Raw genomic sequence first — 6,993 nt, forward strand, 5'->3', positions numbered from 1 at the left:
GCGCTGGTGGAGGAGAGTGCGGCCGCCGCCGAAAGCCTCAAGGATCAGGCCAAGCGGCTGGCACAGGTGGTCGCGGTGTTCCGCGTGGATGGGGCGGCCAGCGCATCGCTGGCGCCGAGCTACACGCCGGTCACGCCCATCGCCTCGGCCACCGCGGCGGCCCCCAGCGCGGCCAGCGCCAAGCCGGCGCCCGCCGTGAGCCACAGCCCGCGCCCGGCCGTGGCGGCCAGCCCGACGGCCAAACCCGCCGCCCCGGCGCTCAAGCGCCCCGCCCCCGCCGCCTCCCCGGCCCCCGCCCGTGCCGCCTCCGGCGCCGACGAGGGCGACTGGGAAAGCTTCTGAGCCCCTCCCCTTCCGAACCGGCACCCCACCCGCCGGCCGATCCCCACCTCCACAAGAGTCCGTCGATGACCACATCCCATGACCTCTCCCCCGGCCCGCGGGAATCCTCAGGCGCCGATCTCGGCGACCGCGTGATGCTCGCGGCCATCGTGCTGAGCGCGCTGGCCGTCGGGCCGATCGGCTGGACTCACCAGACCCTGACCCTGCTGGGCGTTCTGGGTCCGCTGGTGTGTCTGGGGGTGGGCGTGGCGGCGTACGCGCTCGCGCGCGGCACGCTGTTGAGCCGCAACGTGCTGGCGGCCGTTCAGGTGGCGATGGTGGTGTGGCACATCCAGCTCGGCCGCGGCGAGCTCGAGTTTCACTTCGGGGTGTTCGTCACGCTGGCCCTGCTGCTTGTCTACCGCGACTGGCGCCCCATCGTCCTGGCCGCCGCCCTGTTCGCCGTCCACCACGTGGCGTTCGACCGGTTGCAGGCCGCTGGCTTTGGGGTCTATTGCGCGCCGGAAGCCGATTTCGCGCGGATCCTGCTGCACGCCACCTATGTGGTGGTGCAGACCGCGCTGGAAGTGATGCTGGCCCGTGGCATGGCGCGCGCCGCGCGCGAGGGCGAAGAGCTGGCAGCCCTGGTCGCGTCGGTCAACCGCAACGAGCGGCTGAACCTGGACGTGTCGGCCGTGCCGGTGAGCACCGCCAAGGGCGCGGCCCTCAAGCAGGCGTTTGAGCGCATGGGCGCGGTGGTGGCCTCCGTGAAGCAGTCGGTGGCGCAGATCGATGTGGCCAGCGCAGAAATCGAGCAGGGCAACGCCGATCTGTCGGCGCGCACCGAGCAGGCCGCTGGCCGGCTGCAGCAGACGGTCGACAACCTGCAGCAGATCAACAGCAGCGCCACGCAGAGCGCCGAGGCTTCCGCGCAGGCCGCGGCGCTGGCCAAGGCCAATGCCACGGCCGCCGCCCAGGGTGGCGCCGTGATGACCGAGGTCGTGACCACCATGGGCGACATCCACGAGAGCTCGCGCAAGATCAGCGACATCATCGGCGTGATCGACGGCATTGCCTTCCAGACCAACATCCTGGCGCTCAACGCCGCGGTGGAAGCCGCGCGCGCCGGCGAGCAGGGCCGCGGCTTTGCGGTGGTGGCCGGCGAGGTGCGCAACCTGGCCCAGCGCAGCGCCGAAGCCGCCAAGGAGATCAAGGGCCTGATCGAGGCCAGCGTGGACCGCGTGGACCGCGGCACCGGCCTCGTGGCCCGCGCCGGTGACGCCATCCGTGAGGTGGTGGACAACGTGCAGCGCGTCACCAGCGCCATCGATGACATCACCCGCTCAGCCCGCGCGCAAAGCACCGAGGTGGCCTCGGTCAGCGGCGCGGTGGAACACATCGACCAGATGACGCAGCAGAACGCGGCGCTGGTGGAGCAAAGCGCCGCCGCCGCCAGCAGTTTGCGGCAGCAGTCCAGCCTGCTGGTGCGGGCCGTCGACACCTTTCAGGTCGCTGCGGCGGCCGCCTGATCCTTCCCTCGGGAGATTGCCATGGGCATGCAGTCATTGATGCGTCAGTTCTCGATCCGCACCCGCATGATCGGCGCCATCGCCGTGGTGCTCGCGCTGCTGGGTGTGGTCGGCGGTACCGCCTTGTGGGCGATGAACAGCCTCAACCACAACCACGAGGAGTTCGTGGACCACGCGTTCGCCGAGAACATGACCCTGGCCAAGCTGCAGGTGGCGCTGGGCGACGTGGCGCGGCACGAGAAAGACATGGTCATCTCTTATGAGCGTCCCGAACTGGTGGCCCAGGCGCGCGCGCGCTGGCAGGCCTCGCTCGACGGTGTGCGCCAGCAGATGCAGGCCATGCTGCAGGGCGAGGAGGACGAGGACAACGTGCTCGTGCGTGCCATGACCACCCAGCTCGACGCGTACGCCGAAGGCGCCCGCCCGGTCGCCGACCAGCTGCAGAACAACGGCTACGACAACGCCACGGTGGCCAACCGCATGCTGGCCCGGCCCCACGAGCAATTCGCCGGCATCCAGGCCAACATGGACAAGGTGTCGGCCGTCCTGGCGGAGGAGGCCGCGGCGCTGCAGGCCGAAGGAAAGGCCACCAGCCGCCTGTCCTGGTGGGTGTTTGCGGCCGTGCTCGCGGTGGCCATGGGCGTGGTGGTGCCGACCACGCTGGCCAACATGCAAAGCATTTGCCGACCGCTCGATGAAGCCCAGCGGCTGGCCACTGGCATCACGCAGGGCAACCTGACCCAGCGCGTCAACGCCACCGGCCGTGACGAGCTGGCCGGTCTGATGGCAGCCCTGGGCGAGATGCAGTCCTCGCTGGCACGCATCGTCGGCGAGGTGCGCAACACCACCGAAAGCATCGGCACCGCCAGCGCGCAGATCGCCAGCGGCAACCAGGACCTGTCCAGCCGCACCGAGCAGGCCGCCAGCAGCCTGCAGCAGACGGCCGCGAGCGTCGATCAGATCACGGGCACGGTCAACCAGAGCGCCGAAGCGGCGCGCGAGGCCAGCGCGATGGCCGAGTCCAACGCCACGGTCGCGGCCCGCGGTGGCGAGGTGGTCGGTCAGGTCGTCGCCACGATGGACGAGATCCACCGCAGCAGCCAGAAGATCAACGACATCATCGGCGTGATCGACGGGATTGCCTTTCAGACCAACATCCTGGCGCTCAACGCTGCGGTGGAAGCCGCGCGCGCGGGCGAGCAGGGCCGCGGCTTTGCGGTGGTGGCCGGCGAGGTGCGCAACCTCGCACAGCGCAGCGCCGAAGCCGCCAAAGAGATCAAGGGCCTGATCGAGGCCAGCGTGGACAAGGTCAGCACCGGCACGCGCCAGGTCAGCGAAGCGGGTCAGACGATGGGCGAGGTGGTGGCGAACGCCCAGCGCCTGTCCAGCGTCATCGGTGAAATCACGCGCGGGGCGCAGAACCAGTCGCAGGGCATTGGCCAGGTCAATGAAGCCGTGGGCCACCTCGACCAGATGACGCAGCAGAACGCCGCGCTGGTGGAGCAAAGCGCCGCCGCCGCCGAAAGCCTGAAGGAGCAGGCCCAGCGCCTGGCCGAGGTGGTGCGGGTGTTTCGCGTTGCGGCCTGATTCGCGGGGCCGCACCCGCTGCCTATACTGTCCGGGTGTATGCCGGCGGGGTCGCGCCACGCGCCGCCCCGCCCCACCGGAGAAGCCCGATGAACGCCCGTCTCCCGGCGTCCGCGCTGGACGCTTCCGCCCTGCAGTCCCATGTCGACGACGCGTGGCAGTCGCGCATCGTGCCGGCCTTGCAGCGCTACATCGAAGTGCCGGCGAAGTCGCCGATGTTCGACCCCGAGTGGGCCGAGCGCGGCTTGATCGACGGCGTGGTCCGCTCGGCGGCCGAATGGATCGAGGCCCAGCGCGTGCCGGGCTTGCGGCTGGAGATCCTGCGCCTGACCGACGAGCGTGGCCGCCCGCGCACCCCGGTGCTGTTCTTTGAGTTGCCTGCCAGCGCCGGCCGCGACGGCACGCCCGCGCCCGCGTCGGGCCAGACCGCGCTGCTGTACGGTCACCTCGACAAGCAGCCGGAGTTCAGCGGCTGGCGCAGCGACCTCGGACCCTGGACGCCCGCGATCGTGGACGGCCGCCTCTACGGCCGCGGCAGCGCCGACGACGGCTACGCGGTCTACGCCAGCATCGCCGCCATCCAGGCCTTGCAGGCGCAGGGCGCGGCGCACCCGCGCCTGGTCGGCCTGATCGAGACCAGCGAGGAGAGCGGCTCCGGCGACCTGTTGCCCTACGTGGACGCGCTGCGCGCCCGGCTCGGCGACGTGGGCCTGGTCGTGTGCCTGGACAGCGGCGCGGGCAACTACGACCAGCTGTGGCTCACCACCAGCCTGCGCGGCATGGCCAGCGGCGTGCTGAAGGTCGAGGTGTTGACCGAGGGCGTGCATTCGGGTGACGCATCCGGCGTGGTCCCGTCGAGCTTTCGCATCCTGAGGCACGTGCTTGACCGGCTGGAGGACAGTGCCACCGGCGAGCTGCTGCCGCGGGAGTTTCACGTGGACATCCCGGCCGAGCGCGTGGCGCAGGCGCAGGCCACGGCGGCGATCCTCGGCGACGCCGTGATGCGCCGTTTCCCGTGGGCGCACCACGACTGCGGCGGCGCGAGCGTGTTCACGCTGCCCACCACCGACGATCCGGTGCAAGCCCTGCTCAACCGCACGTGGCGGCCCACGCTGTCGGTCACGGGCGCGGAAGGTCTGCCGGCGTTGCGCGACGCCGGCAATGTGTTGCGCCCGTACACCGCGTTCAAGCTGAGCCTGCGCCTGCCGCCGCTGGTGGACGCCGCGGTGGCGGTCCAGCGCCTGAAGACCCTGCTCGAAGACAACGCGCCCTACCAGGCCCGTGTCACCTTCACGCCCGAAGGATCGGCCCACGGCTGGAACGCGCCGGCCACCGCGCCGTGGTTCGAGCAGGCGCTGCAGCACGCCTCGCAGGCCCACTTCGGCGCGGCCTGCGCCACCATCGGCCAGGGCGGCACGATCCCGCTGATGAACCTGCTCAGCCAGGGCTTTCCGCGCGCCCAGATGATGGTGTGCGGCGTGCTGGGCCCGCAGAGCAACGCCCACGGCCCGAATGAATTCCTGCACCTCGATTACGCGCGCCGGCTGACGGCCAGCGTGGCCCAGGTCATCGCCCGCATGCCCTGAGCCGCCCGCCCATGCCGCGCAGCACCGACACCACGCAGCTCCCCTTCACGGCGCGCGACGGGGCCACCCTGGCGCTGTACGACTGGTCGCTGCCCCTGCGCTGGCGGCCGCGCGGCGTGGTGCTGATCGTGCACGGGATCGGCGAACACGCGTGGCGCTACGACCCGCTGGCGCAACGGCTCAACGACTGGGGCTTCACCGTGCGCGCCTACGACCAGCGTGGCCACGGCGACTCGGCCGGCCCGCCCGGTGTGATCCCCCACGACGACGCCCTGCTCGATGACCTGGCCGAAGTGATCGGCGACACGCGCGACCACATCGCCACGCCCTGGGGTTGTCCGCTCATCCTGCTGGGCCACAGCATGGGTGGCCTGGCCAGCGCCACCTATGTGCAGCGCGCGCTCGACCGGCCCGCGCCCGCGGTGGACGCGCTGGTGCTGTCGTCGCCCGCGCTCGACGCCGGTCTCAGCGGCCTGCAGCGCGCGCTCATTGCCCTGCTGGGCCGGCTCGCCCCCGACCTCGCCGTGCCCAACGGGCTGGACGCGCGCAAGATCTCCCACGACCCGGCCGTGGTGAGCGCGTACCAGCGCGACCGCCGCGTGCACAACCGCATCTCGGCGCGCCTGGCCCGCTTCATCGATGGCAACGGCCCGCGGGTGATCGCCGCCGCGCCGCACTGGCGTGTGCCGACCCTGCTGCTCTACGCCGGGGACGACGCCCTGGTCAACCCGGCCGGCAGCCGCGCCTTTGCTGAAGCCGCGCCGCCCGAGGTCGTGCGCGCCCGGTGTTTCGACCGCCTGTACCACGAGATCTTCAACGAGGCCGACACCACCGCCGTGCTCGGCACGCTCAAGGCCTGGCTGGCCGTGCAGGCGCCGGGCGACGGCAGCCCGCTGCCGCCGGGTGCATGACAGTTCACGGATTTTTCGTCGATCTGTCATCAACGTCTGTGATCTGACGCTGATCAAGCCGTTTCGGCTGAGAAGGCCTGCCGAAACACCGCTTTTTGCTGCACCGCACTCAAGCCGTGACCCCACACTGCCGATGACGGCTCGCGTCCTGATCGGGACGTTTCTGTCGCCTGGCCCGGTGCCGCCGATCCGGCACCTTCGGAGTGTTCCCATGTCCTTTCTGAACTTGCTGTCGGTGCGCGCCAAGCTTGCCCTCTTGATTTCGCTGTGTGCCCTGGGCATTTCAGCGGTGTGTGCGCTTTCGCTGTGGAACCTGCATTCCAGCAAGCTGCAGACCCGCAGCCTGGTGGAGTCTGAAGTCACTGCGCTGCGCGGGCTGAGCGATCTGCGTGCGGACCTGGGCAATATCCGCCGCTTCGAGAAAGACCTCTTCCTCAACCTCGCGGACGAGGCCGAACTGCAGCGCTACCACGGGCTGTGGCGCGAGCGCGTGGCCGACGCTGGCGCGCGGATCGACGCCCTGATGCCACGGGTCAACACCGCCGAGGCTGAGGCACTGACCCGCATGAAAGCGGGGTTGGCCAGTTATGCCGCGGTGGTCGAGGCGATCGTCGTCAAGATTCAGCGGGGCGAGATCAACGACCCGTGGCGGGCCAACGCCGCGCTGGAGCCCGCCAAGGGCGCGGTGCGCGCCGCCGACGGCGCACTCGCCGAGGTGAACACGGGCGTGATGGAGCGCGTCGACACGGTGGTGCCGCGGCTGGAGGCGCTTCAGCGCGAGACCTCGCTCATCACCCTGGCGTTGAGTGGTCTGGCGCTGGCCTTGGCCGTGGCCTTCGGGCTGGCCGTCGCCCGCCGCATCACCCAGCCGCTGGAGACGGCGGTGCAGGCCATTGAGCGGGTGGCCGCGGGCGATCTGGCGCGCCCGGTGGCCGGCCAAGGTCGCGACGAGACGGCTCGTGTGTTGGAGGGCATTGCCCGCATGCAGCGATCCATGGCGCAGGTCGTGTCCCAGATCCGCAGCGCCACCGACAGCATCAACACCGCCTCGCTGGAGAT

Annotated in this window: 5 protein-coding genes and 1 pseudogene; all 6 read left to right on the forward strand. The window is 70.8% G+C overall.

Going from position 1 to position 6,993, the window contains the following annotated elements:
- Positions 1-342, forward strand: a pseudogene (locus AC2D80_RS15360) (methyl-accepting chemotaxis protein); the annotation flags it as partial.
- A 65-nt stretch (positions 343-407) separates the two neighbouring features.
- Positions 408-1,850, forward strand: coding sequence for a methyl-accepting chemotaxis protein (locus AC2D80_RS15365; RefSeq protein WP_484633916.1), 1,443 nt, complete (start codon positions 408-410; stop codon positions 1,848-1,850).
- A 21-nt stretch (positions 1,851-1,871) separates the two neighbouring features.
- Positions 1,872-3,437, forward strand: coding sequence for a methyl-accepting chemotaxis protein (locus AC2D80_RS15370; RefSeq protein ID WP_484633917.1), 1,566 nt, complete (start codon positions 1,872-1,874; stop codon positions 3,435-3,437).
- Between the two features lie 89 nt (positions 3,438-3,526).
- On the forward strand, positions 3,527-5,023 hold the full coding sequence (locus tag AC2D80_RS15375; protein ID WP_484633918.1) for a M20/M25/M40 family metallo-hydrolase: 1,497 nt from the start codon (positions 3,527-3,529) through the stop codon (positions 5,021-5,023).
- 11 nt (positions 5,024-5,034) lie between these two features.
- Positions 5,035-5,934, forward strand: coding sequence for a lysophospholipase (locus tag AC2D80_RS15380; protein ID WP_484633919.1), 900 nt, complete (start codon positions 5,035-5,037; stop codon positions 5,932-5,934).
- 211 nt (positions 5,935-6,145) lie between these two features.
- The coding region (locus AC2D80_RS15385) for a HAMP domain-containing protein (protein WP_484633920.1) at positions 6,146-6,993 on the forward strand (848 nt) is incomplete at its 3' end.

The organism is Hydrogenophaga sp. T66 (assembly GCF_057219855.1).

What these genes read in the sequence shown, in the direction of transcription:
- AC2D80_RS15380 (WP_484633919.1), top strand. Translation starts at nt 5,035, where the DNA reads ATGCCGCGCAGCACCGACACCACGCAGCTCCCCTTCACGGCGCGCGAC.
- AC2D80_RS15370 (WP_484633917.1), top strand. Translation starts at nt 1,872, where the DNA reads ATGGGCATGCAGTCATTGATGCGTCAGTTCTCGATCCGCACCCGCATG.
- AC2D80_RS15365 (WP_484633916.1), top strand. Translation starts at nt 408, where the DNA reads ATGACCACATCCCATGACCTCTCCCCCGGCCCGCGGGAATCCTCAGGC.
- AC2D80_RS15375 (WP_484633918.1), top strand. Translation starts at nt 3,527, where the DNA reads ATGAACGCCCGTCTCCCGGCGTCCGCGCTGGACGCTTCCGCCCTGCAG.